The 26,111-nt window shown below is 72.0% G+C and carries 24 protein-coding genes; 11 read left to right on the top strand and 13 right to left on the bottom strand.

Going from position 1 to position 26,111, the window contains the following annotated elements; all coding sequences use genetic code 11:
* Positions 1 to 189: 189 nt before the first annotated feature.
* The gene (locus tag BM290_RS50405; RefSeq protein WP_239144037.1) at positions 190 to 336 is read left to right on the top strand and encodes a hypothetical protein; all 147 of its coding nucleotides are present in this window, start codon (positions 190 to 192) and stop codon (positions 334 to 336) included.
* Positions 337 to 2,717: 2,381 nt separating this feature from the next.
* Here the strand turns inward: BM290_RS50405 and BM290_RS40435 are convergent.
* Together BM290_RS40435 and BM290_RS49325 are read right to left on the bottom strand one after the other, a co-directional pair.
* On the bottom strand, positions 2,718 to 4,172 hold the full coding sequence (locus BM290_RS40435) for a Vgb family protein (protein WP_203779798.1): 1,455 nt from the start codon (positions 4,170 to 4,172) through the stop codon (positions 2,718 to 2,720).
* A complete protein-coding gene (locus BM290_RS49325; RefSeq protein ID WP_203779800.1) occupies positions 4,160 to 4,723 on the bottom strand; it encodes a hypothetical protein in 564 nt (187 codons plus the stop codon). Before BM290_RS49325 ends, BM290_RS40435 begins: the two co-directional genes overlap by 13 nt.
* Before the next feature lie 55 nt (positions 4,724 to 4,778).
* Here BM290_RS49325 and BM290_RS40425 point away from each other — a divergent pair, with 55 nt between their 5' ends.
* Together BM290_RS40425 and BM290_RS40420 are read left to right on the top strand one after the other, a co-directional pair.
* Positions 4,779 to 5,306, top strand: a complete 528-nt coding sequence (locus BM290_RS40425) for an RNA polymerase sigma factor (protein WP_093621267.1) — start codon at positions 4,779 to 4,781, stop codon at positions 5,304 to 5,306.
* Positions 5,291 to 6,055, top strand: coding sequence for a hypothetical protein (locus BM290_RS40420; RefSeq protein ID WP_093621266.1), 765 nt, complete (start codon positions 5,291 to 5,293; stop codon positions 6,053 to 6,055). The genes BM290_RS40425 and BM290_RS40420 overlap by 16 nt, the downstream gene beginning before the upstream one ends.
* A 3-nt stretch (positions 6,056 to 6,058) precedes the next feature.
* On the opposite strand, the gene BM290_RS40415 is transcribed toward BM290_RS40420, so the two are convergent.
* Positions 6,059 to 6,610, bottom strand: a complete 552-nt coding sequence (locus tag BM290_RS40415) for a TetR/AcrR family transcriptional regulator (RefSeq protein WP_093621265.1) — start codon at positions 6,608 to 6,610, stop codon at positions 6,059 to 6,061.
* 118 nt (positions 6,611 to 6,728) lie between these two features.
* Between BM290_RS40415 and BM290_RS40410 the strand changes: the two genes are divergently transcribed.
* Together BM290_RS40410 and BM290_RS40405 are read left to right on the top strand one after the other, a co-directional pair.
* Positions 6,729 to 7,748 carry an aldo/keto reductase gene (locus tag BM290_RS40410; RefSeq protein ID WP_093621264.1) on the top strand — a complete coding sequence of 340 codons (1,020 nt, stop codon included), beginning with the start codon at positions 6,729 to 6,731 and terminating at the stop codon, positions 7,746 to 7,748.
* Between the two features lies 1 nt (position 7,749).
* Positions 7,750 to 8,616, top strand: a complete 867-nt coding sequence (locus BM290_RS40405) for an LLM class flavin-dependent oxidoreductase (protein WP_093621263.1) — start codon at positions 7,750 to 7,752, stop codon at positions 8,614 to 8,616.
* Positions 8,617 to 9,354: 738 nt separating this feature from the next.
* Here BM290_RS40405 and BM290_RS40400 read toward each other — a convergent pair.
* The 6 genes from BM290_RS40400 to BM290_RS40375 form a co-directional block, all read right to left on the bottom strand.
* Positions 9,355 to 9,618, bottom strand: coding sequence for a hypothetical protein (locus BM290_RS40400; RefSeq protein WP_093621262.1), 264 nt, complete (start codon positions 9,616 to 9,618; stop codon positions 9,355 to 9,357).
* 109 nt (positions 9,619 to 9,727) lie between these two features.
* The gene (locus tag BM290_RS40395) at positions 9,728 to 10,174 is read right to left on the bottom strand and encodes an OsmC family protein (protein WP_093621261.1); all 447 of its coding nucleotides are present in this window, start codon (positions 10,172 to 10,174) and stop codon (positions 9,728 to 9,730) included.
* A 10-nt stretch (positions 10,175 to 10,184) separates the two neighbouring features.
* Positions 10,185 to 11,678 carry a multicopper oxidase family protein gene (locus BM290_RS40390; protein WP_093621279.1) on the bottom strand — a complete coding sequence of 498 codons (1,494 nt, stop codon included), beginning with the start codon at positions 11,676 to 11,678 and terminating at the stop codon, positions 10,185 to 10,187.
* The gene (locus tag BM290_RS40385; protein ID WP_093621260.1) at positions 11,675 to 12,070 is read right to left on the bottom strand and encodes a hypothetical protein; all 396 of its coding nucleotides are present in this window, start codon (positions 12,068 to 12,070) and stop codon (positions 11,675 to 11,677) included. The genes BM290_RS40390 and BM290_RS40385 overlap by 4 nt, the downstream gene beginning before the upstream one ends.
* A gap of 141 nt (positions 12,071 to 12,211) precedes the next feature.
* Complete coding sequence (locus tag BM290_RS40380) at positions 12,212 to 12,472, bottom strand: hypothetical protein (protein WP_093621259.1); 261 nt, start codon at positions 12,470 to 12,472, stop codon at positions 12,212 to 12,214.
* A 28-nt stretch (positions 12,473 to 12,500) separates the two neighbouring features.
* Positions 12,501 to 13,115 carry a dihydrofolate reductase family protein gene (locus BM290_RS40375; RefSeq protein ID WP_093621258.1) on the bottom strand — a complete coding sequence of 205 codons (615 nt, stop codon included), beginning with the start codon at positions 13,113 to 13,115 and terminating at the stop codon, positions 12,501 to 12,503.
* Positions 13,116 to 13,162: 47 nt separating this feature from the next.
* Here BM290_RS40375 and BM290_RS40370 point away from each other — a divergent pair, with 47 nt between their 5' ends.
* On the top strand, positions 13,163 to 13,741 hold the full coding sequence (locus BM290_RS40370) for a TetR/AcrR family transcriptional regulator (RefSeq protein ID WP_093621257.1): 579 nt from the start codon (positions 13,163 to 13,165) through the stop codon (positions 13,739 to 13,741).
* Here BM290_RS40370 and BM290_RS40365 read toward each other — a convergent pair.
* From BM290_RS40365 to BM290_RS40355, 3 genes are read right to left on the bottom strand one after another with little or no spacing between them, the layout of a single operon-like run.
* A complete protein-coding gene (locus tag BM290_RS40365; protein ID WP_177320097.1) occupies positions 13,738 to 14,220 on the bottom strand; it encodes a GNAT family N-acetyltransferase in 483 nt (160 codons plus the stop codon). The two genes, BM290_RS40370 and BM290_RS40365, sit on opposite strands and share 4 nt — an antisense overlap.
* A 20-nt stretch (positions 14,221 to 14,240) precedes the next feature.
* A complete protein-coding gene (locus BM290_RS40360; protein ID WP_093621255.1) occupies positions 14,241 to 14,897 on the bottom strand; it encodes a TetR/AcrR family transcriptional regulator C-terminal domain-containing protein in 657 nt (218 codons plus the stop codon).
* A gap of 18 nt (positions 14,898 to 14,915) precedes the next feature.
* Positions 14,916 to 16,304 carry an alpha/beta fold hydrolase gene (locus BM290_RS40355; RefSeq protein WP_093621254.1) on the bottom strand — a complete coding sequence of 463 codons (1,389 nt, stop codon included), beginning with the start codon at positions 16,302 to 16,304 and terminating at the stop codon, positions 14,916 to 14,918.
* Between the two features lie 191 nt (positions 16,305 to 16,495).
* Between BM290_RS40355 and BM290_RS40350 the strand changes: the two genes are divergently transcribed.
* The 5 genes from BM290_RS40350 (at position 16,496) to BM290_RS40330 (ending at position 24,414) form a co-directional block, all read left to right on the top strand.
* Positions 16,496 to 17,698 (top strand): pectate lyase, encoded by a 1,203-nt coding sequence (locus tag BM290_RS40350; protein ID WP_093621253.1) that lies wholly within the window; start codon positions 16,496 to 16,498, stop codon positions 17,696 to 17,698.
* A 69-nt stretch (positions 17,699 to 17,767) separates the two neighbouring features.
* Positions 17,768 to 19,870 (top strand): RCC1 domain-containing protein, encoded by a 2,103-nt coding sequence (locus tag BM290_RS50895; protein ID WP_143134114.1) that lies wholly within the window; start codon positions 17,768 to 17,770, stop codon positions 19,868 to 19,870.
* Between the two features lie 34 nt (positions 19,871 to 19,904).
* Positions 19,905 to 22,250 carry a glycoside hydrolase family 65 protein gene (locus BM290_RS40340; RefSeq protein ID WP_093621251.1) on the top strand — a complete coding sequence of 782 codons (2,346 nt, stop codon included), beginning with the start codon at positions 19,905 to 19,907 and terminating at the stop codon, positions 22,248 to 22,250.
* A gap of 28 nt (positions 22,251 to 22,278) precedes the next feature.
* The gene (locus BM290_RS40335) at positions 22,279 to 23,199 is read left to right on the top strand and encodes a hypothetical protein (protein ID WP_143134113.1); all 921 of its coding nucleotides are present in this window, start codon (positions 22,279 to 22,281) and stop codon (positions 23,197 to 23,199) included.
* A 9-nt stretch (positions 23,200 to 23,208) separates the two neighbouring features.
* Entirely contained in the window at positions 23,209 to 24,414 is a 1,206-nt protein-coding gene (locus BM290_RS40330) for an alpha-amylase family protein (RefSeq protein WP_093621249.1), read from the top strand.
* Here BM290_RS40330 and BM290_RS40325 read toward each other — a convergent pair.
* Positions 24,347 to 26,011, bottom strand: a complete 1,665-nt coding sequence (locus tag BM290_RS40325) for a sensor histidine kinase (RefSeq protein WP_093621248.1) — start codon at positions 26,009 to 26,011, stop codon at positions 24,347 to 24,349. The two genes, BM290_RS40330 and BM290_RS40325, sit on opposite strands and share 68 nt — an antisense overlap.
* Between the last annotated feature and the right edge of the window lie 100 nt (positions 26,012 to 26,111).

Below are 26,111 nucleotides of genomic sequence, written 5' to 3'. Positions count from 1 at the left end.
CCCATCCACGACCGTTCATCTGGACCAAGACCGCCGAAGAGATCCTCGAATCACTCGCCCGATTTTGTAGCCGAATTTCCGGCGCAGCACACTAGTGCCTCGTCTTCGAACATCGGCCGGGTGATCCGTCGGTTTTGATCGGGTGTCGGGCAGGCTGGTCCTCTCACTGTTCGTGGGAGGTGATGCCGGGTGGGCCGACGCCCGGAAGTGTTCGTACAGGCTCTGTCGCGGATCACGCGTACCGCGAAGGACCCGGTCAAGCTGCGGCGGGCGATCATGGTGCTGATGTCGGCCCAGGGCCGGCCGGCGGCGGACATCGTGTGCCTGCGTCCGTGACGTGATCCACGCGTTCAACGACAGGGGGACTCCGAACCGGATGTGAGCAGACCCGCGACTGGATCTGCGTGATCGCCCGGTGTGACCCCCGCTTCCTCGGCCGGCCGTTCTCCTGCTGGAGACGAGGGTTCCGGTTGAAGATCGATTCGGAATGGAAGGCCCTTCGTGCGCACTGACTTCCTCGCGGGATTCGGCTGCTTCGCCGGTTCGGACACGCGGACGAGAGTCTGGAGTGACGTTGGGTAATCGTGCGGATGGGGTTGATCATGACTCTTTATTGCGCCGGCTGGCAGCGCCGCCGAAAATTGTGTTGGAAATCGCAGAAGTCGCATTGGCATGATCGAATACTGACACTTGCGTCGTGCGGTGAGGAAGAATTCTTTGTATGAGGCAGGGGTCGTTGTTCAGCAGGTCGGAAATTTCTTCGATGCGTGATAAGACTCGGTCTCGTAACTATTCACCAGCGGCAGAGGAATTCCGCCGTGAGCACGAAGGGCACCGCGCTTGGGGTCTGCAGCGGCGTCATGCCGAGAAGCTCCGTCGGTTGCGGGCGGCAGCTGTGCCCGTCGTCGCTTCGCCTTCGGGATCCAGCGGTGGCGAGACCCCGGCACGGCGAGTGTCTCCCGCAGGTGAGACGCCTACTGTTACGCGGCTGGATCGCGTGCCAGGGGGTCCAATGCCTCAAAGCCCAGGCCTCATGCCCTCGAAGAGTGAGAAGAACACCAGTTCTGCGGTCGAGGCAGCACCGCTGCTCGCGGTGTCGTCGACTGCGGTGCCGCTGCTCGCAGAGTCGACCGTGGCACCGCTGCTCGTTGTGTCGACTGTGGCTCCGGTGCTCGCGGTTTCGCCGACTGTGGCACCGGTGATCGCAGTGTTGCCGGTCGCAACATCGCCGAACGCGGCATCACCAGCCGACGTATGGTCTACCGCAGCGTCGCCGATTGCGGTATCGCCGGCCGAGGTGCTGCTGGTCGCATGGGCACCTGCAGCTGTGGACCGGGCGTCTACGGCCGTCGGATCGTCAGGGCCGAAGGTGCCTCGAACGGCGTTGTCCTATCGGGCGTTCGGTGGTCGGGGATCAATTCCACGATGCGGTCCCGGGGTGCGCGCTTCCTGGGCGGTGCCGTTCCGATCCGCTTCCTGTGGGGTTCTTATGAATGGGAGTGGTCGCTGCCGGGCGAGGGGCGCGGTTTCACTCGTTCATTCCGGATGGGTCCATGCCGTCGGTGGTCGCCGGGCGGTGGTAGGCGTAAGAACTGTTATTGCACTTTTGCCTTCGGCGATTTGCCGGATTCGCAGCTGGTTGTTCGCCGGTTTTCGGTTCATGCTCCGAAAGGCTTTACCGGATGGTCCAAGGTGTCGCCCTCCTAACCTCTATGTGGTGCGGTGGTGGAGACGATTACGGCACGGACACCCTGGTGGTGAGAGGGTGTGGAAGGACCGCACTGCGGTGCTCAGCGGTCGGCCCAGGGATGGCCCGTCCGCGCACCGGCACGGCTGGCGGATGTCGCGCCGGAGACCCTCCGAGCCAGGGGCTATTCCTAGCTTTCGAGCTGGAGCCCCGTAGCGGCGTTCGGCGCGGTCGGCACGGGGTGGGCGGCGGACGAAGGTGGTCCGATTTCGGCGTCCCGCGTGAGCCGTGCGTAAGGCGGGAGACCGGAACTCGGATCGGACGGTGAGTCACCACATTTGCGTTGCTTGCGATGCGGGCCACGGTGGCCCCGCTCCAGGCTGATCAGCATCTCCTGGTGATCAGCAGCGCCTACCGGATGCGGGGTCATCACGCTGCTGTGCGTTGGGGCGGAGCTGCGGGATCACGGCGGTGGGGGCGTGGAGGCGGAACCGCGGGGTCACGGTGGGGTGGGCGTCGGGCCGATGGTGTGGGGTTACGGCGGTGGGGGCCTTGGAGCGGAACCTCGGGGGTCGCGGGTGGGATGGGCGTTGGGCCGGTGGTGTGGCCTTGCGGCGGAACCCCGGGGGTCGCGGATGGGGTGGGCGTCGGGCCGGTGGGGTGACGTTGCGGCGGCGGGGGCGTGGGGGGCGGAACCGCGGGGTCGCGGGTGGGGTGGGCGCCGGGCGGTGGTGTGGGGTTGCGACGGTGTCGGCGTCGGCGCGGAGCTGCGGGATCACGGCGTCGGAGGGCGTCGGGCTGTGATCACGGGTCGCCGCGCTGTGTGGCGTTCGATGGGAGTCGGGGGTCACGACTTGGCGGGGTGTTGAACCCCATCAGGGGAACACCGTGTTGCAGGGTGCCGGACTGGAGGCGTTGGGGTCACCGCGATGGAGGTGCTCGCCCGTGGGGGCGTGGCAGCTCGGCGGGCCGTGGCGCACGGTGGCTTGCGGGCGTCGGCGGCCGGCGGGCGATCGTCCGGTGGGGGCTGTCAGGGGGTCAGGCGCAGGACGCTGCCGTCGGCGGAGGCGCCCAGCAGGATGGCGCCGTCGGGGGCTGTGGTCAACGCGGCGAACTGGCGCGGGACGCCCGGCAGGCCGGCGATCAGCAGCGCGGGCTGGGTGGGCCGGGGTGCGGCGACCGGCAGGTTCGAGGCGATGACCCGGGGTTGTGGGGCGGCCTCGACGATGCGGCGGTGGGTGGCCTCCACGACCAGGACGCGGCCGTCTGCGGTGACGGTGAGGCCCTGCGGGGCGTGCAGGCCGTCGGCGACGACGGTGGGCTTGCCGTCGTCCAGGCGGTACACCGTGCCCTGCGCCTCGTCGGAGACGTAGCAGCGGCCGTCCGCGGCGACTGCCACGTCCACCGGGCGGGTCAAGCCCTCGGCGGCCACCGTCACCTCGTCGTCGGGGGCGATGGCCAGCACCCGGCCCGCCCCGGCCTCCGCGACGAGGAGGGTGCCGTCCGGCCGTACCGTGATGCCCTGGGGTTGATCGAGGTTTTCGGCCCGGGTGCGGGTCTCCGCGCGGGAGCGGGTCAGGACCTGGCCGTATTGGGACGTGAAGTGCAGGTCGTCGCCGGAGGCGGCGATCGCGTGCGCGAACGGCAGGAACGCGCCGTCGATCCGGTAGTGGTCGGCGACGTGCAGGTCGCCGCGGGCGTCGACAGCTATGCCGTAGGGGCCGGCCAGCCCGCGCGGCACGATCTCACGCAGGGCGCCGTCGGGGCGGACCTCGGTGATGCCGCCGCTGCTGAAACTGGAGACGTACATCCGGTTGGCGGCGTCGAAGGCGGCGTTGTCGAGGCCCGCGATGCCGGTGACGATCTCGGTGCGCTGATCGCCGTCGATGCGTGTGATGGTGCCGGCCTCGTCGATCGACAGCACGTACAGCACCCCGGCGCGGTCGAAGCGGACCGCGACCGTCTGCGCGACCTCGGCGACCAGTGACGGTGTGCCGCCGCCGGGGCTGATCCGGTAGACCTCGCCGGGGAACATGTGCGGGTAGTAGAGGTCGCCGTCCGGGCCGGCCTGCATCGCGTTGCCGAGCATCAGGCCGTCGGTGAGCACCGTCGGGGTGGCGGTCAGTTTGAGGAGGCGGCCGCCGGGGATCATCTCGTTGACGAAGATCCGGTCGCCGATCGCCGTGATGCCGTTCGGGTTGTGGATGCCGTCGGCGGCGACGGTGAGTTCGCCGGACGGGCTGCGCCGCCACACCCGGCCGGGCGCCACGTCGGTGATGTAGAGATCGCCGGCGGTGTCGAAGACCAGGTCGTCGGGGGAGTGCAGCGGCCCGTCGGGCGCCACGATCACCTCGACGTCGCCGGTGGCCACGTCGACCGCGCTGATCCGGCCGGGAAGGTACTCGGCGACCCAGATCCGGCCGTCGGGGCCGACGGTGATTCCGTTCGAGCCGCGCAGCGGGGTGGCGGCGATCAATCGTTCCACAGCATCTGCTCCATGCTTCCGTCGGTGCGCCGTGTGCGCAGCAGTTCGTGGAAGGCGATCGGCCGGGGCCGAAGGAGAAGCGGATCGCCCTCGATCCGGCGGGCGCCGCGCTCCCGCGCCGCGGCGACCATCGCGCCGATGTGCACGAAATTGACGACGTTCGCGTTGTGCGCCGGGCCGAGCTGGAACAGGTTCGGAAACCATGAGAGGCAAAGCCGTGGAGGGTACGGAACCCGCCCGCCCCCTGCAGGATGCCGCCGTGCCCGGACGAAGTCGGCGAGTTCCCGCTGCTCGCCGGTCAGCTCCGACGGTGCGCCGCCGACCACCGTCGCGTCGACCAGGTCGGTCACCTGCTCCCGTTCCACCCGCTCGGTGTACGGGTCGCCGGCGTAGTAGCCGAACTCGCCCGTCGTCGGCCGGTACCGGCCTCCGCCGTCCGGCCGTAGCCGGCGATCACGTTCGGCCCGATACTTCGCGCGCAGGGTCTCGACCTCGTGCGGGGTGAGGGTCGGCACACAGACAGTGAAGTCGTAGTGACGTACGTGAATCAAGGTTTTTCTCCGAAACGGGTGTGGCAGATCTCCGCCTGCCGGACAGGTAGGGGGCATGGACCAACGAGAGCGGTTCCGGGCGCTGCACCGGGAAACCTACGCTGACCTGCTGCGATTCGTTGAAAGACGGATCCCGCCGGATGAGGCGGAGGACGTGGTGTCGACGGTTTTCCTCACCGCCTGGCGGCGGCTCGACGACGTCCCGCCGGACGCCCGGCCATGGCTGTTCGCGGTGGCCCGGAAGGCGATGGCCAATCAGACCCGCGGCTGGTTGCGGCGTCAGGCCTTGGATGTACGGCTGACCGCCGCCGGAAGCCACGTGCCGGACGGCTCGGCCGGCGCCGCCGAACGTGTCGACCTGGAACGTGCCTGGCGGACTCTCCGTCCCGCCGACCGAGAGGCGCTGGCCCTGATCGCCTTCGACGGGCTCACCTCCGAGCAGGCCGCCACCGTCCTGGGCTGCCGCCGCTCCACCTTCGCGATGCGGCTCACCCGGGCCCGCCAGCGCCTGCAGGACGCCCTCGACCCCACCGTACCGGCCCGCACCGTGATCAAGGAGCAGCAGTCGTGGACGAACGCATGACCGACCTGGACCGTCTCGCCGTCCTCGACCCGGCCCGCGACCGGGAGCCCACCCCGATGGAGTGGGCCCGCGCCGAGGCGTTCGTGGAACGGGTGCTCGACGGGACCGCGGAGAGCGCCGCCCGCCTGCCGGCGCGCCGATGGCTGGTCGCGGGCGCCGCCGCCACGGCGCTGGGCGCGATCGCCGCCGTCGCGGTGCCGGCCCTGGTCCCGGGCTCGGCCGAGCGGGCCGTCGCGTCGTGGACCGCCGAGCCGACGTCGCGGACCGGTGAGCAGGTGTTGCCGCAGGCGCGGGCCTGCGCCGCCGGCGACGTCGCGGGGGCCACCACCGCGACCGCCTCCGACGTGTTGCTGGCCGAGCAGCGCGGCGAGGCGACCCTGCTGATCCAGCGCAAGGGCGGCACCATCGTCGAGTGCCTGATGATCGGCGACGGTGACCGGGCCGCCTCGATGAGCCTGATCGAGTCCACCTATGTGGCCACCCTGCCGGCCGGCACGGTCAACCTGGAGACGATGAGCTCCTACGGTGACGGCGACAGCCAGTGGTCCAACATCGTCGGGCTGGCCGCGCCGGACGTCACCGCCGTCGACGTGCGCCTGGACAGCGGCGCGCTCCTGCACGCCAGCGTGAAGGCGGGCTGGTGGGCGGCATGGTGGCCGGGCCCGGAGGGCGGCGAGGCCGACGCCTTGACGGTCATCGTCCACGCCGGGGGCCGCATCACCACGCACCGCCCGTCCCAGCTGCCCTGACAGTCAGGTCCGCAGGCCCGCGATGAGGAAGCCGACCATCCGGCGGGCGTCGTAACGGCTGTCGTCGCCGTCGCCGATGCACAGGTTGCCGACGCCGCGCATCAGCTCCAGGGCGCCCACGTCGGGCCGGATCTCCCCGGCCGCGGCGGCCGCCGCGAGCAGGTCGGCACAGACCGGCAGCAGCCGGTCCAGGAAGTACGAGTGCAGTTTCTGGAACGCGGCGTCGTCGGAGTGGAAGGCTCCGGCGAGGCCGTGTTTCGTCACCAGGAAGTCGACGAACAGGCCGATCCACTCGGCCAGCGCGGCATGCGGGGTGGCACTGCCCGCCAGCAGAGCCGGGCCGGCCGCGGCGCACGCCTCGATCTGGTGGTGGTAGACGGCGACGATCAGATCGGCCCGGGTCGGGAAGTGCCGGTAGATCGTGCCGACGCCGACACCCGCCCGCGCCGCGATGTCGCGCACCGGCACGTTGACACCGGACTCGACGAAAGCCGCGGCCGCCACCTCCAGCAGGGTCGCCTGATTGCGGCGTGCGTCGGCGCGCTTCTCCACCACGGAACTGTTACCCCCATCACGCCTCTTGGTAAACGGAACACGGTTCCGTATGTTGGTGTCAGGCCCGGAACGTTGTTCCGCTTAGGCCCAGCATGCCAGACACCCAGGAGGAACGACCATGCAGTACCGCAGTTTGGGCCGCACCGGTGTCCAGGTCAGCACCCTGGCGCTCGGCGCCATGAACTTCGGCGCCATGGCGCGCACCGGCCAGGACGAAGCCACCGCGATCATCGACGCCGCCCTCGAAGCCGGCATCAACCTGATCGACACCGCCGACATGTACAGCCACGGCGAGTCCGAGCAGCTCGTCGGCCGGGCCATCGCCGGCCGCCGCGACGACATCGTGCTGGCCACCAAGGCGACCCTGCCGATGGGCGAGGACCGCAACCGGCAGGGCGGCTCCCGGCGCTGGCTGGTCACCGCACTCGACGACAGCCTGCGCCGCCTCGGCGTCGACCATGTCGACCTCTACCAGATCCACCGGTGGGACCCGGCGACCAGCGACGAGGAGACCCTGTCCGCGCTGACCGACCTGCAGCGCGCCGGCAAGATCCGCTACTTCGGGTCCTCCACGTTCCCCGCCCACCGCATCGTGCAGGCCCAGTGGGCGGCCCGCGAGAACCACCTGGGCCGGTACGTGACCGAGCAGCCCAGCTACTCGATCCTGCAGCGTGGCATCGAAACCCACGTGCTGCCGGTGACCCAGGAGTACGGCATGGGCGTGCTCGTGTGGAGCCCGCTGGCCTCCGGCTGGCTCTCCGGCGCCGTCCGGGCCGGGCAGGAGATCAGCACCTACCGCTCCGGGATGCTGCGGCAGCGCTTCGACCTGACCGTCCCGGCCAACCGCGCCCGCCTCGACGCCGTCGAGCAACTCGTCAAGGTCGCCGACGACGCCGGACTGAGCCTGATCCAGCTGGCGCTCGGGTTCGTCACCGCCCACCCCGGCGTGACCAGCGCGCTCATCGGCCCGCGCACCCTCGGCCACCTGCACTCCCAGGTCGCCGCCGCCGACACGGTCCTCTCCGCCGACGTGCTCGACGCCATCGACGCGATCGTGCCGCCCGGTCTCGACCTCGCGCCCGACGAGAAGATCGACACGCCGCCGTCACTGCTCGACGCCTCGCTGCGGAGGCGCTGAGATGACCCGCTTCGGCATCATGACCGCGCCCATGCAGGTCGGCTACCAGGACATCCAGCAGGTCTGGCGGGACGCCGACGACATCGCCGAGATCGAGCACGCGTGGCTGTTCGACCATCTCCTGCCGATCGGCGGCGACCCCGACGGCCCGATGCTGGAGGGCTGGACGCTGCTGTCGGCGCTGGCCGCACAGACCCGGCGGCTGCGCCTGGGCCTGCTCGTCACCAGCAACCGGTTCCGGCCACCGGCGATGCTCGCCAAGATCGCCACCACCGTGGACGTCGTCTCCGGCGGCCGGCTCGACTTCGGCATCGGCGCCGGATCACGGCCGAGCCACCCGCTGGCCAGGCGTGAGTACGACGCGCACGGCCTGCCGTACCACGACTTCGCCGACTCGGTGGCCGCTCTCGGCGAGGCCTGCACCGTCATCCGCAGACTGTGGACCGCCGACGAGCCGTTCGACTTCCACGGCGAGCACGTGCGGGTCACCGGCGCGTTCGGCAACCCGAAACCGGTGCAGCGTCCCCATCCGCCGATCATGATCGGCGGCCGGTCGTCGGCGCTGCTGCGGGTGGTCGCCGAACACGCCGACCTGTGGAACATCCCCGGCGGCGGCGACATCGCCGACGTCGCCGGGCGCAGCGCCCTGCTGGACCGCTACTGCACGGAGATCGGCCGGGACCCGGCGGCGATCACCCGCTCCCTCCACCTGCCGGTCTCCTACGACCGCCCGGCCACCACCCGAGACGCGATCCGCGAGGCGGCCGACGCCGGCTTCGAGCACATCGTCCTCGGGCTGAACCCGCCCTACCCGGCGGCCGCCGCTCGCTGGGTCGCCGACGAGATAATCGGCCGAGTCGGCAGCTGAGCCCGGCGGGCGCTGCCCCAATTCCCGGTGGCTCGCCTCGCGGTGGCTCGGCTCGCGGTGGCTCGGCTCGCGGTGGCTCGGCTCGCGGTGGCTTGCGGCGCCGTAGCTTGCTTGGCGGCGGCTCGGCTCGCGGTGGCTCGGCTCGCGGTGGCTCGCGGCGCCGTAGCTTGCTTGGCGGCGGCTCGCCTCGTGGCGGCTCGCCTCGCCGCAGCCCCGCCGGCGGAGATCCGGTTCACGCAAGTGTGGTGGGTGTAGGTCCGGCTCGCGAAGGCCTGACGAACGAGGTCTGGCGGGTGCGGGTCCGCTTCACGGCGGTGCGGCGGGTGGAGGTCGTTTCACGCCAGTGTGGTGGACGAGGCCCGACACGCGGAGGTTACTGGTGGAGGCTACGCCTGCGAAGGTGTGGCCGCGTGTAGGTGCGGTTCGCGGAGGTGCGGTTGGCGGGGCCGGCCCGCGAAGGCCTGGGAGGCGGAGGCCCGGCCCGCGAAGTGTGGCGGGCGGCGGCCTGGTTCGCGAAGGTCTGGCGGTGGAGGTCCGGTTCTCGGAGATGTGGCGGCCGAGGCGCGGCCCGCGGATGTGTGGCGGCCTGAGGTCGGGTTCACGGAGGCCCAGCGAGCGGAGGCCCAGCGAGCGGAGGTCCGGCGGGCGGAGGCTTAGCGCGCGGAGGTCCGGCGGGCGGAGGCTTAGCGCGCGGAGGTCCGGCGGGCGGAGGTCCGGGTGGCGGGGCCTGGGGGCCGGTCAGGCGACCAGGGCCCACTGGCGGCGGCGCGGCGGGTAGAGGCGGGTGACCGTCTCCAGGGCCCAGCGCATCCGGGGCACGGCCAGTTCGGGATGGTCGCCGAACTCGGCGGCCATGTCGGCGGCGCATGCTCGGGTGCCGCCGTGGGTGCGGACCGCGGTGCGGATGGCCTCGTCCACGACCTCGAAGGCCGGGCTGCTGCCGGTGGCCAGACCGGTCGTGAACAGGGCCTCGGCGCGGGCGGCGGTGAGGTTGGTGGTCATGGTGGCTCTCCCTCCGGGTGACGTGCTCTACAGATAGGGAGACCGGCCGGCGCCCGGTGATTCATCGCCGGCCTGTCAAAAATCTGAACACCCTCATCCGGGGTACGGTTCACGCCGGCTCGTGCCGGACCGGGAAGTTCACCGAACGGGCGATGTAGCACAGGTGGTGGGCGCGTTCGTGCAGGCCCGGCAGCCGCCCGGCCTGGGCGGGGTCGGCGAGTGTCACCCTCGGGCGCAGCACGACCTCCTCGAAGGCGCCACCACCGTCGGCGGCCTCCACCATCACGCCCGTGGGCGCGTCGGTGTAGCCGGTGACGACCACGCCGTCGGCGGCGCAGAGGTGCAGGAACCACAGCATGTGGCACTGGGCCAGCGACGCGACCAGCAGTTCCTCCGGGTTCCAGCGGGCCGGGTCGCCGCGGAACGCCGGGTCGGAGCTGCCCGCGATCGGCGCTTTGCCGGCGGCGGTCACCTCGTGGGCCCGCTCGTACGACCGGTACGAGCGGGTCTCCCCGGCCCAGCTGACCATCACCTCGTAGTGGTGCGACCGCGCCATCCCGTCTCCCTCACACGATGTCGAAGTTGGCCATCATCGCCATGTCCTCGTGTTCCAGATTGTGGCAGTGCAGCAAGTACCGGCCGCGGTGGCCGCTGAGGTCGACCAGGACCTGGACCGTCTCGTACGGGCGCACGTCCACGGTGTCCTTCCAGCCGGCGTCACCCGGTTCGGGGCCGTTCGCGCCGCGGGACAGCACCTGGAAGTGGGCCAGGTGCACGTGGACGGGGTGGTGGAAGTCGCTGGTGAATCGCCACAGCTCGACCGTGCCGAGTCCGGCCGAGAACATGGTCCCGGCCGGGTCGTACGGCTGATTGTTGATCGTCCAGAGACCACCGCCGAACCGGAAGTCGAACCGCCGCTCGGTGACCGCCCGCGTCCGTTCGAGGGCCGCCACGGCGCTGAGCCGTGCCGGGACGCCGCTGTCGTCGGCGGCCGGGCCGGTGATCACGAACCGCATCACGTCGCCGGCCGGCCCGTCACCCAGCGTGTTGGCCATGGTGACCTCGGTCCCGGCCGGCAGGCCGGTGAAGTCGGCGATCACGTCGACGCGCTCGCCCGGCGCCAGCAGCACGTCCTCGCGCGGCAGGGGAGCGGCGAGCAGCCCGGCGTCGCTGCCGATCTGGGTGATCGTGCCGGCCGACAGCGACAACCGGTAGCGGCGGGCGTTGGAGGCGTTGACCAGGCGCAGCCGGTGGCGGACGGCGGGCACCTCGGCCCGCGGCCACGGCGCGCCGTTGACCAGGATGACGTCGCCGAAGATCCCGGCGTGGAAGATCCCGCCGGCGCCCGGATGGGTGGTGTCGCGCCGCGGGTACTTCAGCGAGCCGTCGGCGGCGAACGACCGGTCGCAGATCATCAGCGGCAGGTCCCGGTCGTCGCGGGGCAGCGGCAACGCGTCCTCGACCTCGTCGGTGACCAGGAACAACCCGGCCAGGCCGCGCCACACCTGCGGGCCGGTGAAGTCCATCCGGTGGTCGTGGTACCAGAGCGTCGCGGCCCGCTGGGTCATCGGATAGGTGTAGTCACGGGAGGTGTCGTGGCGCCGGCCGGCGGCGCTGTGGTGCCCGGGCGGGGCGGGGGAGTATCCGGCCGGCAGGATCAGGTCGGTGGGGAAGCCGTCCGACTCGGCGGGGGTGACGCCGCCGTGCAGGTGCGTCGACGTCGGCACCGGCAGCTCGTTGCGGACGGTCACCACCATGCGGCGTCCCTTGCGTCCGCGCAGCGTGGGGCCGGGGAAGAGTCCGTCGTACCCCCAGATCTCGGTCTTCGTGCCCGGGATCAGCTCCGCCCGCGCGACCCGCTGCGTGATCAGGTAGTGGTCGGTGTCGGCGGTGACCTTCACCGGGCGGGCGACCGGCGGGATCGGCAGTGGCGTCCGGAACCGTTCCGGAAGCGGCAGCTCGCTGGTCAGAAGCTCGCCGGTGCCCGGGCCGTCGACCGGCCGGGAGCAGCCGGCCAGCGTGGCGGCGCCGGCCAGGGCCAGGACGTTGCGGCGCCTCATGCCGTCACCGGCCGGGGGCGGTAGCTGAACGACCACCAGGCGAACGCGCCGGTCAGCGCCAGGATCGACGCGCCGAGCGGGATGTGCAGGCCGACCAGCCGGGCGAAGCCGACACCGACCTGGACGGCGACCATCCACCACAGGACGGCGCTGAGCAGGATCGGCCACCACGGGCCCCGGCCGGGACGGAACAGCAGGATCGTCGCGACGCCGAGGGCCATCACGGTGAGCACCAGCAGGGAGCCGTTGACGCTGTGCGCGGTCAGGTAGCCGACGTGGCCGCTGATGAAGCCACCGGCGAGGGCGGCCTGCAGCAACACCTGCAGCAGAGTGATGAGGGCGAGTACCCGGACCAGGGCGACGGGCCACCGGCGGGGCTGGGATGTGGGCACACCGGAACGCTATTTTGCAGCGGCGGAAACCGGATCCGGCGTGGTCCCGGAGGGGCACGTCACCCTTCGGAGCAGAACATCTCCGGGATGACCCTGACCCCGCCCACCGAGGGATGGACGGGGTCAGCGGAACCGGGTCGCTCAGCGGAACCGGTCGAAGGGCAGCTTGTCGAGCAGCTGCTGCCACCGGCTGCGGCGGCGCGACTGGACGTACTTGCGGCCGCCGATCACCCCGGCCGCGGCGACGGCCGCGACGGCGAGCGCGGTGGCCGAGGACACGACCGGACGCTTACGGACCGGCTCCACCGCCTGCTTGATCTTCTCCTGGGCGGCGCTCGCGTTCACCGCCGTCTTGTCGCCGATGTTCGGCCGGGCGCCCACGGTGCTGTCATAGGTCGTCATCGTCTGCCTCCTGGCGTTGCATGTCCTTTCACCCGTCGACATGCCCGCCCGGTGCGGTTCCTAATCCGACGTACGCGCCGGCGGCGGTGCGGTAACGCAGCACCAGCACGCCGTCGGCCAGCGCGGTCGAGGACTCCAGCACGAACCGGTGCGGGTGGAAGCCGGCCGCCGCCAGCGGGATGCCGCCACCAGCGATCACCGGGTTGAGCTTGAGCACCAGCTCGTCGACGGCCGGCAGCAGCTGCCCCGCCAGGTTGCCGCCGCCGGCCAGCCAGATGTCGCCGCCCGGCTTCTGCTTCAGCGTCGCCACGAAGGCCGGCGGGTCGTCGGCGACAACGTCAACACCGTCGGAACCGGCGATGGTACGGGAGAAGACGACCTGTTTCAGATGGGCATACGGACTGGTGATCCCGGCGCGCAACGCCGGCTCGTAGGTGTGGCGGCCCATCAGCACCGTGTCGAACACCCGGTTGGGCGCGTCGACGCCGAGCGCCGCGCGCACGTGCGTGGGCAGCGTCTCCGGGCAGTGCTCGGTCATGAACGCGATCGACGCGTCCGGCGCGCCGAAGAAATCCCACGTGCCGTCGGGCGCCGCGATGTAGCCGTCGATGCTGGCGGCCACGAAGTAGGCGAGCTTTCGCATGGGTGTCCCCTAACCACTATGCCTGTAGTGGTTTAAGGTACAGCATCATGGTGCGAAATCCCGGCCGCCGCCGACTCCTCGCCGACGCGGGCCTGCGCGTCCTCGCCGAGAGCGGCGCCCGTGGGCTCACCCACCGGGCCGTCGACACCGAGGCCGGCGTCCCCGCGGGCACCGCCTCCAACTACTTCCGCTCCCGCGACGCGCTCCTCGGCGCCCTCGGCGAACGGATCATGGAACGGTTCGCGCCGGACGCGGACGTCGTCGCCGGCCTGGCCCGCCGCGCGCCGGGGCGGGAGCTGTTCGTCGACTACCTGCGGTACATCGTGGAGCGCACCACCCGCGAGCCGGAGCTGACCCGCGCCCTGATCGAGCTGCGCCTCGAAGCCGCGCGGCGGCCCGGCCTCGGCGAGATCCTCGGCGGCACCCTGCGGCAGGGCTACCACGACGACGTCGCCTTCCACGCCACCACCGGCCTGCCGGGTGGGGCGTTCGAGATCGCGCTGCTGCACTACGCCCTCGACGGGCTGCTGCTCGACATGCTGGGCGCCTCGATCGGCGCCGGCATCGAGCCCGATCGGGTGGTGGCCGCTTTCGTCGACCGCCTGATCCCCTGGGCCCGGGCTTAGCCCCTGTCAACCGGATCGCGGCGGGTGGTGTCCAAGGTGAGGCTGAGCAGCTCCAGGCCGGTGACAGGCTGGAAGCCGATCTCGGTGTAGAGCGTCAGCGCCGGGATGTTGCCGGTCTCGGTCCGGAGTGACACACGATGCGCGCCGGCGGTACGCGCGTGGCGGATGACGTGCTGCAGCAAGGCGCCGGCGACACCGGTACGGCGATGATCCGGTGCCACATAGAGGTCGTGGATCGACCAGGCGGTGCCCAGCACGAGCGAGGCCGGCATGATCGTGACGGTGACGAAGCCGCAGACGTCACCGGCTCGGAGGGCGGCCGCGGCGGTGAGTCGCCGTTGGGCGACCTGCTCGTGCAGCCAGGATCGGGTGCTGTCCGGGGCGGACTCCTGGCCGTGGTGCGCCCGGTAGTCGTCGAACAGTGCAGCGACCTGATCGAACGCCGGATGGGTGGGGGTCAGCGGCACGACCGTCGTCACACGGTGAGTGTGCCCGACGGTCAAGCCGGTGGCTGCCCGCGGGTCCCGCGAGCAACAACGGCCGACAGGCCGCGGATCATGGCGTCGAGGCCGGGCCGGAAGTGTTCACCGGCGTCGAGGACACCCTGTGCCAGCAGGTTGTCGGCGGGCGGGCGGGCCGACTGCCGCCGTGGTTGCAGGCCGGTGACCGCCGTCGCGGAGACGTCGAGGGCGCAGCCGACCACGTACGCCCGGAGAGCCTGGATCGCCCGCACTGCCTGCGCCGCGGTGAAACCGTCGGCGACCATGAGCTCGACGGCGTGGTTGGCGGCGCGGACACCGAACTCGGAGCGGACCGGCCGCGAGGCGAACACGATGACGGCGTGCGGATGACGGATCAGGACCTCGTACAACCGGACACCGTAGGCCGTCAGCAGCTCGGGCCAGGGCGCCGTCCAGGGCAGGCTCGCGGCGCCGATCTCGTCGACCAGGATCTCCGCGACGGCCTCGAACAACTCCTCGCGGCCGCGGAAGTGCCAGTACAGCGCCGAAGGGTCCACACCCAGCTCGGCCCCGAGCCGCCGCATCGAGAAGGCGCTGCTGCCGCCGTCGTCGATCATGCGCAGTGCGGTGGTCGCGATGCCGTTCCGGGTGAGGCCGGGTCTGCTGCCGTCGTCCGATCGCTTCCGTGGCGCCACCCGGCGAGCATAGGCGCACTATCCGGCCAGGGCGGCGCGCAGGGCGCCGGCCCAGCCCACCGGGTCGTCCTGATAGCTGAGGTGGTGGCCGGGAAACGTCACCAGTGGCGCGTGCAGGTCGGCGGCCAGCCGCGGCATGCCGGTGGCCTGCAGCCGGCCCTGGCGGCGGCTGAGTTCACCCACGGCGCACACCACCGGGACGCCGGAGGCGGCGATGTGGCCGATGTCCGGCGGAGTGGTGAGCAGACCGGCCAGTTCGGTGCCCACGACGAAGGAGCCGTCGTACCCGCGGCTCTGCGCGTCCGGTGGGGTCGCCCCGAACGCCGACGCGGGGATCCCGAGCCCGAAGAGGAACTGCAGGAGCGCCGGCGAGGAGCCGTACCGCAGGCGGGTGCCGGCCACCGCGTTCAGGAACGTCGCCCAGCGTCGGTCGTAGAAGGGCAGCGGGGCTTCGTGCACCAGCAGCTTCCGGACCGCGCCGGGATGGTCGGCGGCCAGTTGCAGGCCGATCAGCCCGCCACCGCTGCTGCCGACGACGGTTGCCGAGGTGTGCCCGGCGGCGGTCAGGACGGCGACGGCGTCACGCGCCTGCTGGGCGAGCGAGAAGGTGGCAGGGTGATGCCGGGTGCTCCGGGCGTTGCCGCGACGGTCGTACGTGATCACCTCGAACGAGTCGGCGAGCAGGTCGGCGATCCGGTCGTAGTAGCCGCCGTCCCCACCGGCGCCGGCGATGAGCAGCAGGGGCGGGCCGTTGCCCCGGACTTCGAAGTGGAGGGTGTCGTCCTCGGTGTCGATCCGCCCGGCCCGGACCGGCACGGACCGGATGTCCGGCAGGGCCGGCGCGGTCACCGTCGCCGCCGCCACGGTGACCGTGCCGGCGAGGGCGAGCAAGGCGAGTCCGATGGCGCCGGCCGCCGTGGCCGCGCTCGGGGCGGATCGGGCCGGCCGGTGGCTCGCGACCGCGTCCACCGCTCCGGCCACCGCGGTGACCATCACCGGGACCAGGACATCCACGAGCCGCAGGCGTCCGTGGGGGAACAGTTCGAAGGCGGTCAGGGCGAGGGCGGAATACAGGCCGGACCGGACCCACCAGGCCGGCGGTGACATCGGTGCGGCGGGTCCGCGCATCCGGTACGCCACCGCGGCGCCGATCACGAGCGGCGGCAGCAGCGCCAGCGCCGTGCCGGGCCATGCCTTCTGGTCGTCGAGATAGAAGCCCAGCCGGGCCAGGTGCTGGACGGACAGGAGAACCGCCGCGACGGTGGCGACTCCCAGCGCCGCCGTCAGGATCCGTCTTCTGCGGCCGTCGTGGTCGCCGGAGCGCCGCCATCGCGTGATCTGCCAGGCCGCCACCGACCAGGCCGCCACCAGCCCGGCCATCGCCGCCAGCTCATGTCCGTACCACATTCGGCCCCTGCCTTCCTCAACAGTGTTGAGGAAACGGTAATCAACGGTGTTGAGGAGGCGCAAGGGTCTCGTCGGTGCGCGCGAAGGTCACTGCTTGTGATCACATCAATTGCTGTCTATCCTCTCCAGGAAAGCGCTTTCCCCCCGCTTGAAGGCGCTGCCCAATCCCCACATGAAGGCGAGAAGACACCATGAGACGACCAGTCGCCTTGCGATGGCTGGCGGTCGGCGCGACGGTGGCCGCGAGTGCCGCGATCACATTGTCGCTGCCGGTTGCCAACGCCATGGCCGCCGACAACCTGAGCCTCAGCGGTGGCGCCGACGGCTCCAGCAAGGCCGGCGGCACCAGCTACGGCAACGTCAAGGACGGCAATACCGGCACCTACTGGGCGCCCAACGCCACCACCGGCTATGTCTCGGTCAAGTGGAGCAGCGCCACGACGGTCTCCTCCGCGGTCATCAAGCAGGCCTCCGGCGGCGGCTCGATCAGCGCCTGGCGGGTGCTCAACGGTGACACCGGCTCGCAGCTGACCAGCGGCAGCGGGAGCCCGAGCACCATCACCTTCACCTCGACCTCGCTGAAGAAACTCACCTTCGAGATCACCAGCGCGTCGGCCGCCCCGCGGATCGCCGAGTTCGAGACGTATGCGAGTGGCGGGTCGACGCCGACCACCGGCCCGACCAGCCCGTCCCCGGGACCGACGGGCGGGACCGGCACCCCGACCGGCGCGTGGCCGTCGTCGGCCGGGAACGTGTCGATCTCCGGCACGGTCAACGTCTCCGGCACCTTCGACGGGGGCATGAAGACGTACTGCTGCATCGGTGACGGCTCGCAGAGCGAGTCCCAGGACCCGATGTTCAAGATCGCGAACGGTGGCACCCTGCAGAACGTCATCATCGGCTCCCCGGCCGGTGACGGCGTCCACTGCGAGGGCACCTGCACGATCCGCAACGTGTGGTGGAACGACATCGGCGAGGACGCCGCGACCTTCAAGGGCACCGGCGGCGGTACGAGCTACGTCATCGGTGGCGGCGCGAAGTCCGGCAGCGACAAGACGTTCCAGCACAACGGCAACGGCACGGTCAGCATCTCCGGCTTCTACCTCAGCGGCGCCGGCAAGCTGTACCGCGGCTGCGGCAACTGCACCACGTCGTACCAGCGGCACGTCAAGATCGACAACGTGCTCCTGAACAACATCGACATGGTCGCGGGCATCAACAGCAACTGGGGCGACACCGCCACCATCACCCGGGTCACCCTCACCAACAGCTCCGACGCCACGGTCTGCGGCAAGTACCAGGGTGTGGCCAAGGGCAGCGAGCCGAAGTTCCTCGGTGCGGGCTGGAACGACGCCAACTGCAAGGTCACCCAGAGCGACATCACCTACAAGTAGGGCTCGACGGCGGGGCGTCCACCGGGTGGTGGGCGCCCGTTCGCCTGCCCGGGCGGGCTCCCGCATCGCATGCTTGACCTCGGGAAACGGGAGGTCGGTGTGACGGTGGCGCGGGCGCGACGGGGCGCGGTTCTGGCAATTCTCGTGCTGCTGGCGGGCGCGCCGGCGCCGGTTGCGGCGGCGGCGACCCCCGCGGCGGAGAAGCCGGCGGCAATCCCGGCGGCGGAGAGGCTGGCGGCGACCTCCGCGGCGGACAAATGGGCGGCAAGCCGGGCGGCGGAGAAGCCGGCGGCGGCCTCCGCGGCGGAAGGACCCGCGGCGAGACCGGCGGTGGCAAGGCCGGCGGCAGAGCCGGGGGCGACGTGGGCGGCGGTGGCCTTCGGTGACTACGGGCCGTTCTGCGGTATCCGGGACGACCGGTCGCTGTGGTGCTGGGACCCGGGCAGCGCCGACGGGCGGACGGCGGCGCGGATCAGCGGCTCCTGGGCGGCCGTCGACCGGAGCGGGCAGCACACGTGCGGGATCCGTACCGACGGAAGCCTGTGGTGCTGGGGCGACAACCTCTTCGGCGAGCTGGGGATCGGCTCGGACGACGAGGCCCGGGGCGAACCGGCGCGGGTCGGCGCGGACCACACCTGGGCGAGCGTGACCACGTACTCCTCCGCGACCTGTGCCACCCGTACCGACGGAAGCCTGTGGTGCTGGGGCGACCTTCCCGGCGACGACGAGGACCACCGATCACCGGTACGGGTGCGAGCCGGCACCCGATGGGCAGCGGTGTCGATCGGGGACGACCACGTCTGTGCCGCTCCCCGGACCGGCGTGATCCAGTGCTGGGGTTCCGGGCGGCGGCAGCCGGCCGGGATCGCCGGGATCGAGCGCGCCTCGTGGACGTCGATGGCCACCGGGTGGCGCACGTGTGCCGTGGACACCGGCCACGAGCTGTGGTGCTGGGAGGACCACGACGGGGCGCCACACCGGGTGGCGCCGGAACGATCCTGGGCGACGGTCGATGTCGGGAGCCACGTCTGCGCGCTCACCACCGGTGGTGACATGTGGTGCTGGGGAGCCAACGAGGCGGGGCAGCTCGGTGACGGCACCCTCGAGACACGGGCGGCTCCGGTGGCGGTCAACGCCGGCCCGCGATGGCGGACGGTCGTGGCCGAGGGCCGGCGAACCTGCGGGCTGACCGACGCCGGCGCCCTGTGGTGCTGGGGATCCGGCGTCAGCGGCCTGGCCGGCGACGATGATGTGCCGCTCGACTCGCTGGCGTGGCCGGAACCGCTGCGTGTCGGCGCGGGCACGGATTGGGCGCAGGTCGCCGCGGGGGACTACACGTGCGCGATCCGAACCGACCGGACACTGTCCTGCTGGGGGCAGGAGATCACCGGAGAGGATCTGGCGCAGCCGGGCGACGAGGCCACCGTGACGTTCCCGGCCGGGGCTCGCTGGAGGTCGCTCTCGGTCGACGGCCCGAGCGCGTGCGGGGTCCTGGTGGACGCGTCGCTGTGGTGCACGGGCTACGTAGGCAAGATGTACCACGAACCGGCGCAGCGGGTGGGCGCCGGCGCCACCTGGTCGGCGGTCGACGTCGACGGCGACCGGTCGTGCGGCCGCCGGACGGACGCGACCATCTGGTGCTGGGGCCTCCCGCCCGGGGAGACGCAGGCGACGCCGATCTACTCCTACGAGCCCGAGCCGGCGACCGGCTGCGCGGTGCCCGTGTGGTGCTGGACCGGGGCGGGCCGGGGCCGGCCGCTCATCGCCGACGCGGACGGCGGCACGGTCTGCGCCGTGACCACGGCCCACGACCTGTGGTGCGGGGAGACCCGGATCGCCGGCGCCTGGGTGGACGTGTCGGTCGGGGCGCAGCACGTGTGCGGCATCCAGCGGGACGCGAGCCTGTGGTGCTGGGGCGCGGCCGGGCAGGGCCGGCTCGGCGACGCCGTCACGGCGGACCAGCTTGCCCCGATACGGGTACGGCCGGACGCCCGGTGGATCGCGGTGAGCGCCGGGACCGCGCACACCTGCGGCATCCGGAGCGATCACAGCCTGTGGTGCTGGGGGTCGAACGCGGAACGGCAGCTGGGCGCGACCTTCCCGGTCCGGCGGCGGGTGCCGGTCCCCGCGGGCACAGGAACTTCGCAGTTTCCCGGGCGTCCCGTGCGGTAACCGAAGGAGGCATGAACAGCTCGGGCCGTACCCCATGATCGATGAAGAGATCTGTCCCGCCGATCCGTGGCAGGTCCGCGAGACCCGTCTGGAGACGTCCCTGCTGGGGCCGATGGAGTCGGTGTTCGCGCTGGCCAACGGCTATCTGGGGCTGCGCGGCAACCTGGACGAGGGTGAGCCGTACGAGATCTCCGGAACCTACCTGAACTCGTTCTACGAACAGCGGCCGCTGCCGTACCCCGAGGGCGGTTACGGGTATCCGGAGCAGGGGCAGACCGTGGTCAACGTGACCGACGGCAAGCTGGTGCGGCTGATGGTCGACGACGAGCAGTTCCACGTCGGCCGCGGGACGCTGCACCGGCACGAACGGGTTCTCGATCTGCGGGCCGGGCTGCTGCGGCGGGAGGCCGAGTGGGAGTCGCCGGCCGGGAAACGGGTCACCGTGCGCAGCCGGCGGCTGGTGTCGTTCACGCAGCGTGCCGTCGCGGCGATCGCCTACGAGGTGGAGGCGGGCGAGCACGAGGTGCGGATCACCGTGCAGTCCTGCCTCGCCGCCGACGAGGAGCAGGTGAAGGTCTCCGACGATCCGCGGGTGGCGGCGGCGCTGCGCGACCCGTTGCGGGCCGTCGAGCAGGACACCGAGCAGCACGGCGCGGTGCTGCTGCACCGTACCCGCCGCAGTGGCTTTCTCCTGGCCGCCGGGATGGACCACCTGGTCGACTGCGACGGCGACTACGAGGAGGAGACCGACGTCCGGGCGGACTGGGCACGCACCACCCTGGTCACCGTGCTGCCGCCGGGCGGGCGGCTGCGGATCGTCAAACTGCTGGGGTACGCCTGGAGCACCTCCCGCTCCACCGAGGCGCTGCGTGATCAGGTCGCGGCGGCGCTGAACGGCGCCCGCTACGCCGGTTGGGACGGTCTCGTCGCGGAGCAGCGTGCCTATCTGGACGACTTCTGGGACGCCGCCGATGTCGAGGTCGACGGCGACGCGAGCCTGCAGCAGGCGGTCCGATTCGGGTTGTTCCACGTGCTGCAGGCGGGGGCCCGCACGGAGGGCCGGGCGATCCCCGGCAAGGGACTGACCGGGCCGGGCTACGACGGGCACGCGTTCTGGGACACCGAGGGCTACGTGCTGCCACTGCTGATGTACACCACTCCGCGGGCGGCGGCGGACGCGATCCGGTGGCGGCACACGATCCTGCCGGAGGCCCGCGACCGGGCGCGCACGCTGGGCCTCGACGGCGCGGCGTTCCCGTGGCGCACGATCGGCGGGCAGGAGTGCTCGGCGTACTGGCCGGCCGGGACCGCGGCGCTGCACCTGAACGCGGTGATCGCCCGGGCCGTCGAGCGGTACCGGCTGGTCACCGGCGACGACACGCTGGAACGCGAGTGCGGCCTGGAGATCCTGGTGGAGACGGCCCGGCTGTGGGTGTCGCACGGCCACCACGACGCGGCCGGGGTGTGGCACGTCGACGGGGTGACCGGCCCCGACGAGTACAGTGCCGTCGCCGACGACAACGTCTTCACCAACCTGATGGCGGCCCGGAACCTGCGGGCCGCCGCCGACGCCTGCCGGCGCCATCCGGAGCGGGCCGCGCGGCTGGGGGTGCGGCCCGACGAGCCGGACGTGTGGCGGGCCTGCGCGCACGCCGTGCACCTTCCCTACGACGAGCGGCTCGGCGTGCACCCGCAGTCGGAGGGGTTCACCCGGTACGCGCCGTGGGACTTCCCGGAGAAGCGGCCGGAGGAGCCGCTGATGATGCACGCCACCTACTTCCAGCTCTACCGCCGGCAGGTGTGCAAGCAGGCCGACCTGATCCTGGCCATGCACTGGTGCCCGGACGCGTTCACCGACGAGCAGAAGGCCCGCAACGTCGACTACTACGAGCGGATCACCGTGCGCGACTCGTCACTGTCGGCGTGCACGCAGGCGGTCATGTGCGCCGAGGTCGGCCACCTGGAGCTGGCGCACGACTACGCGTGGGAGGCCGCCATGGTCGACCTGCGCGACCTGCACGGCAACACCCGCGACGGGCTGCACATCGCGTCGCTGGCCGGCGCCTGGTCGGCGATCGTCGAGGGCTTCGGCGGGCTGCGCGAGCGCGATCACGGCCCGGTGCTGTCGCTGGATCCGCGACTGCCGTCGGGGATCAGCCGGTTGCGGTTCAACCTGCGGCACAGCGGCGTGCGGCTGGAGGTCGAGGCCGGCCGCGAGGCGGTCCGGCTGCGGCTTCGCGAGGGCGAGATGACCCTCATGCTGTACGGCGAACGCGTGCACGTCTCCGCGCAAGAGGCGGTCACGCGTCCCGTCGTACCCCTGGAACCGGTCCTGCCCCCACCCCGTCAACCTCCCGGCTACGCGCCCCGCAGACCGTGACGTCCGCGCGGCGGCTACCGTGCCTGTTGTGTCGATGCCCGCCCGGCTGCTGCTGCACGCCTCGCACCTGGACGAGTTGCGGGCGCGCCTGGGCCGGGTGCGGCTCGTGGTCCAGCGGTTCGAGAAGGATCAGGCCGCGTTCGGGGCTCTCTGCGGCTGGGTCCTCACCGGACTGGGGGAGCGGCACGTGCGCCACGACGAGCTGATCGCCTATGTGGAGGAGACGCTCGTCATCACCGTGGACGGGCTGCGTGACGTGGCCGCCGGCCGGCAGACGCTGGCCCGGTTCGTCGGCGACCCGGACGACGGCCCCCGGTCGGCGACCGAGATCATCGACGGGGTGCTGGCCACCGTGGAGGGACGCGAGTGGGTGGAGCCGCTGCTCGCCGACGTGCCGGTCGCCGAGTTCGCGGTGCCGCTGGACGACGGCGAGGCGGCGGTGCGCGCGGCCGGCCTGGCCGTGGCGATGGCCCGGATCCCGCCGCTGCGGCGGATGGTCGACGACCTGGCCGGGATGCCGGACGTGGTGGCCGAGCAGGCCCGGCTGTGGGCCGACATGGCCGCCGACCTGCTGGTCATCGCCGGCGACCTGCGGCGCTGCCTGGACGACGACTTCGCCGGGGAGACCGGCGCGGACGTCCGGGCGTACCACACGCTGATGGCCAACAACGTCGAAGCGCTACGAGGGCTGGTCGCCACCTGCACCGCGATGACCGTGATCACCAAGGCGGCCGGTGACCTGATCCTGCTGGCCCGCGACATCGTCCGGGGCCTGATCGGCGACCTGGCGGCCCGGGTGAGCGGCTGGGTGGCCGACCCGGCCGTCGCGCCGCTGCCGGTGCTGGTGTCCCGGCTGGGCGCCGTGGTGGCCACCACGTGGCGCATCGACGCCTACCTGACGGCGCTGGTGACCAGCATCGCGAACCTGTCACGCAGCATCGACGGATAGGGTCGGATCATGAGCGACGACTGGGTCGGGCATGTCATCTGGTGGCACGTGTACCCGCTGGGGTTCACCGGCGCGGAGCCGGCGGCCGTCGCGGCGGGCGAGGTCCACCACCGGCTCGGGCACCTGGAGGCCTGGCTCGACCACCTGATCGGGCTGGGCTGCAACGGGCTCGCGCTGGGCCCGGTCTTCGCGTCCGGCACGCACGGCTACGACACCGTCGACCACCTGCGGATCGACCCCCGGCTCGGCGACGACGGCGACTTCGACGCCCTGGTGGCGGCCTGCCGGCAGCGCGGGATCCGGATCCTGCTGGACGGGGTGTTCAACCACACCGGCCGTGACTTCCCGCCGGTGCGGGCCGCGCTGGACGGCACCGGGCCGCGGGAGTGGGTGCGGTGGAGCAGGGAGTACCCGTACCTGTTCGAGGGCCACGACCGGCTGATCACCCTCGACCACACGTCGCCGCCGGTGCGTGACTTCGTCGTCGAGGTGATGTGCCACTGGCTGGAGCGCGGCGCCGACGGCTGGCGGCTGGACGCGGCGTACGCGGTGGACCCGGAGTTCTGGGCCGCGGTGCTGCCCCGGGTGCGTGAGCGGTTCCCGCACGCCTGGTTCGTCGGCGAGATGATCCACGGCGACTACGGCGACTACGTGAAACGGTCCGGTCTGGACTCGGTCACCCAGTACGAGCTGTGGAAGGCGATCTGGTCGTCGCTGAACGACCGGAACCTGTTCGAGCTGGCCTGGGCGCTGGACCGGCACCGGGCGTGGACCGCCGGCTTCCTGCCGCTGACGTTCCTCGGCAACCACGACGTCACCCGGATCGCCGACAAGGTCACCGATTCCCGCCACCTGGGGCACGCGGTGGCGCTGCTGTTCTTCCTGCCGGGCGTGCCGAGCGTCTACTACGGCGACGAGCTGGGCCTGCACGGCGTCAAGGAGGACCGTCCCGGCGGCGACGACGCGGTCCGCCCGCCGATGCCGGCCACCCCGGGCGACGGCGACACGTCGCTGTACCAGCGGCTGATCGGCATCCGCCGCCGCAACCCGTGGCTCGCCGACGCCCGGATCAGCACCGAGGGCCTGACCAACGAGACCCTGGCAGTGATCGCCGAGGGCCGCGCCGGGCAGCGGCTGTCGCTGCTGCTCAATCTGGGCGACGAGCCGTTCGTGCACGGCCGTCCGGTGCCGCCGCACTCGTGGACGATCGAGTAGCCGGCAGCCGGATCTCGAAGGTGGCGCCGGAACCCTCCACGCTGTGCGCGGACACGTCGCCGCCGTGGTCGCGGACGATCTGCCGGACGATGGCCAGGCCCAGCCCGGTGCCGCGGCCCCGGGACGGGTCGGCCCGCCACAGCCGGTCGAAGACGAACGGCAGGTGCTCGGCGGCGATGCCGGTGCCGGTGTCGATCACCCGCAGCACCGCCCGGTCACCGTCGACGCCCGCCGACAGGGTGATCGTCCCGCCTGCCGGGGTGGCGCGCAGCGCGTTGCCGACCAGGTTGCCGACCACCTGACGGATCCGGTCCGGGTCGACCTCGGCGATCACCGGCTCGGGGGCGTCGACGACGAGCGTGACCCCGGCCGTGCCGGCGGCGGCGCGATGCGCGGTCCGGGCCCGTTCCACCAGCTCGGCCAGGTCGGTCGGGGACCGGTGGTAGACCAGCGCGCCGGCCTCGGCGAGCGCCAGCTCCTGCAGGTCGCCGACGATCCGCTGGTTGAGGATCACCTCGTCGTGCAGGGACGCGAACAGGTCGGCGGTCGGCTCGACCACCCCGTCCTGCAGCGCCTCCAGATAGCCGCGCACGTTCGCCAGCGGGGTACGCAACTCGTGCGCCACATCGGCGATGAGACGCCGCTGGTCGTCCTGCGCGGCCCGGACCGAGTCGGCCATCTGGTTGAAGACGCGGGCCAGCTCGGCCAGTTCGTCGCGGCCGTCCTCGGGGACCCGGCCGTCGCGGTCGCCGTCGCGCAGGCGGCGGGCGGCGGCGGTCAGCGTGCCGATCGGGCGCAACACCCGGCGGCTGACCAGCAGCGAGCCGCCGGTGGCCAGGGCCGCGACGACGAGCGCGATCAGCAGGACCGGGCCGATGTCGAGGGCGCGTACCGGCTCGTTGCCCGCACCGATGGTGAGCAGCAGCGGCGCCGGAGCGACCTCGCCGGTGGCGATCTGCCGCCGGAAGGCGGCCCGCAGGCAGTCGGCCTGCGCCGGACCGCACTGCCGCACCTGCGCCAGGTCGTCGGCGTGCTGCCACGGCGCCGGCCGGGCCGGACGGCACTCGTCGAGCGCGGCCGGATCGCCGCCGCCGGCCAGCCGGTGCCGGGGCACCCCGTCCGGGCCGGGCGTGACGACCAGCTCGTGGCCGTGCCGGTGCAGGCAGGCCGCGCGCAGCGTCTCGGCCCGGTAGGTGTCCACGGCGGCGAGCGTCGCGGGCCGCCCGTCACCGTCGCCGGCGACGATCAGCTCGGGCAGCGGGTCGACGAACACCGCGACCGATCCGGGCGGACGGGCCAGCCGCCGGTCCAGATGGTCGGTGTCGGCGACCACCGCGCCGTACGGGTCGACGAGCCGCAGCCGCTGCCCGGTCATCCCGCGCAGCCGGCGCAGGGTCTGGTCGACGCCCTCCCAGGTGCCGTTGCGCAGCGCCTGGTCCCGCAGCTCCCGCTGGATCAGCTCGGTCGTCTCCCGCGACGCCGACGCCGCCTCGCTGACCTGGTCGCGGGCCTGCCACCAGGTGAGCGCCACGGTCGCCCCGGTCGCGCCGAGCGCCACCAGCGCCATCAGGAGGAACACCCGGATCCGGAAGCTCACGGGACCTCCGCGACGTGGTGGCCACGGGCGGGGACGGCGGTCGGGAACACGGTCGGCACCCGACGATCCAAACATCGGCCCGCAACCGATGGCATCGACA

Source organism: Actinoplanes philippinensis (assembly GCF_900113015.1).
Classification (GTDB): Bacteria; Actinomycetota; Actinomycetes; order Mycobacteriales; family Micromonosporaceae; genus Actinoplanes; species Actinoplanes philippinensis.
The sequence above is the reverse complement of the archived record's forward strand: the minus strand, read 5'-3'. Positions and strand labels throughout refer to the sequence as shown.

Coding starts and splice junctions, on each gene's coding strand:
- BM290_RS40425 (WP_093621267.1), top strand. CDS start 4,779: ATGGACCAACGAGAGCGGTTCCGGGCGCTGCACCGGGAAACCTACGCT.
- BM290_RS40400 (WP_093621262.1), bottom strand. CDS start 9,618: ATGACCACCAACCTCACCGCCGCCCGCGCCGAGGCCCTGTTCACGACC.
- BM290_RS40405 (WP_093621263.1), top strand. CDS start 7,750: ATGACCCGCTTCGGCATCATGACCGCGCCCATGCAGGTCGGCTACCAG.
- BM290_RS40340 (WP_093621251.1), top strand. CDS start 19,905: ATGATCGATGAAGAGATCTGTCCCGCCGATCCGTGGCAGGTCCGCGAG.
- BM290_RS50895 (WP_143134114.1), top strand. CDS start 17,768: ATGCTTGACCTCGGGAAACGGGAGGTCGGTGTGACGGTGGCGCGGGCG.
- BM290_RS40330 (WP_093621249.1), top strand. CDS start 23,209: ATGAGCGACGACTGGGTCGGGCATGTCATCTGGTGGCACGTGTACCCG.
- BM290_RS40375 (WP_093621258.1), bottom strand. CDS start 13,115: ATGCGAAAGCTCGCCTACTTCGTGGCCGCCAGCATCGACGGCTACATC.
- BM290_RS40380 (WP_093621259.1), bottom strand. CDS start 12,472: ATGACGACCTATGACAGCACCGTGGGCGCCCGGCCGAACATCGGCGAC.
- BM290_RS40390 (WP_093621279.1), bottom strand. CDS start 11,678: ATGAGGCGCCGCAACGTCCTGGCCCTGGCCGGCGCCGCCACGCTGGCC.
- BM290_RS40355 (WP_093621254.1), bottom strand. CDS start 16,304: ATGTGGTACGGACATGAGCTGGCGGCGATGGCCGGGCTGGTGGCGGCC.
- BM290_RS40410 (WP_093621264.1), top strand. CDS start 6,729: ATGCAGTACCGCAGTTTGGGCCGCACCGGTGTCCAGGTCAGCACCCTG.
- BM290_RS40395 (WP_093621261.1), bottom strand. CDS start 10,174: ATGGCGCGGTCGCACCACTACGAGGTGATGGTCAGCTGGGCCGGGGAG.
- BM290_RS40350 (WP_093621253.1), top strand. CDS start 16,496: ATGAGACGACCAGTCGCCTTGCGATGGCTGGCGGTCGGCGCGACGGTG.
- BM290_RS40370 (WP_093621257.1), top strand. CDS start 13,163: ATGGTGCGAAATCCCGGCCGCCGCCGACTCCTCGCCGACGCGGGCCTG.